At 43.0% G+C, this 1,461-nt stretch carries 1 protein-coding gene and 1 pseudogene; both read right to left on the bottom strand.

Annotated features, from left to right (window positions below; genetic code table 11):
• Window positions 1–132: 132 nt before the first annotated feature.
• Window positions 133–726 (bottom strand): hypothetical protein, encoded by a 594-nt coding sequence (locus NJ959_RS29455; RefSeq protein ID WP_254015312.1) that lies wholly within the window; start codon window positions 724–726, stop codon window positions 133–135.
• 101 nt (window positions 727–827) lie between these two features.
• A pseudogene (locus NJ959_RS29450) lies at window positions 828–1,461 on the bottom strand (type I polyketide synthase); the annotation flags it as partial.

Below are 1,461 nucleotides of genomic sequence, written 5' to 3'. Positions count from 1 at the left end.
TTGAGTTTTGAGTTTTGAGTTTTGAGTTTTGAGTTTTGAGTTTTGAGTTTTAATTGAAAACTGAGAACTCAACTTAGATACCCTAATTCTTGAAGAATTAGGGTATCTGGCTGGGATTTTAATGTTTATTTCTTAAGCAGAATGGGTTTTACCTGTGGGTGGGAAACGATGATAATATAATGCCACCAACATGGGAATCAGAACTATTAAATTATAGAACAAATGGAGTTCGATCCGAGGTAGCCAAGGTTGTCCGACAAAGGCTTTACTGCTGAAGTTTTGCGCTACTATTTGAGCGATACTTACAGGGGCAACAAAGTCATAGAAATTGTCATGAATTAAGGATTGACCGAGAAGTAATGCGTGTTCTATGTGATGCCAGAATTGAATGGCAAAGGCAGTATCCCACCAAATACGGGCTTGTCCGACAATGGATGGACGGAGGAGAGCTAAACCAACTAACATAAATAGGGCATGTCCGTAGTGGAGCCATTCTGTTTTCATTGTCCAGGGATAGAGTAATCCCAAAACTCCCATACATTTAGGTCTTGCCCAACCGAGTACCCACAGTTGAAATACTTGGGCAAAGTGTTCTGATAAATGGGAGATGATGACAAACATAAAGATGCCCATGGCTAGTTTGTGCCAGCGTCCATTTAGGGCGTGACTGAGGGCATGATAGGCGTTAAGGAGGGGGTTGTTTGAGTAGTTTTTGGCGATAGTCATGGTTGATTTCTCCTGGTTTTTAGTGAAATTTTCATGAAGATTTTCCAGTCTTACTTTTATCCTATTTTTATTAGATTTTCTCCTTGAGAATTCAAAGTTTCTTAGTAACTAAGGGATTTCAATTGTCCTAAATTGCACTCCCCCATCTTCCTCACCAAAACCCCAAACACCAAAGGCTTTTCAACCTCCCTTACCGAAACTACAAAACACCCGATCGCACTTTCCCCAGATTTCAGCCACACCCCACTATCAGCGGTACTTTCAACTAACACTAAAGGTGCATTCACCATCGCCCCAGCTTTCTTGAGACACTCATTCGCCACCCAAACTCTTGTGGCTGCGGTATCTAAGTTTTCGGATATTTGCTGGGAAATAATATTAGCCAAGGCAAATCTTTCTACCCCTAGCAAGTCTCGCCAGATAGTAGGGGTTCGGGATTCCACTGCTTCCACATCACATCCCTCAGCACCAGATACTGCTAGGGTTAAATCTCCTGAATGGGCTACTGATACGGCTTTCCCGTTGGGGAGTTGGGGTTTGCCATCGGGACGACGGAATGGGGGGATTTGGATTGAATTCTCCCCTCTTGTTAAGGGATCGAAAGAGGTGAATAATTGCAAAGCGCGATCGCTTCTTTCCCGCCTTTCCACTGTCTCATCCCAATCCACAATTACTTGGATATCCGCAGTGGGAATAACTTCTTGAATTCGTCGTTCCAAATAAGGTGCAATTAAG

Origin of the sequence: Limnofasciculus baicalensis BBK-W-15, assembly GCF_024178385.1 — a bacterium.
GTDB lineage: Bacteria > Cyanobacteriota > Cyanobacteriia > Cyanobacteriales > Coleofasciculaceae > Limnofasciculus > Limnofasciculus baicalensis.
Note: the sequence above shows the minus strand (reverse complement) of the source record. Positions and strands in the feature narration are given on the sequence as shown.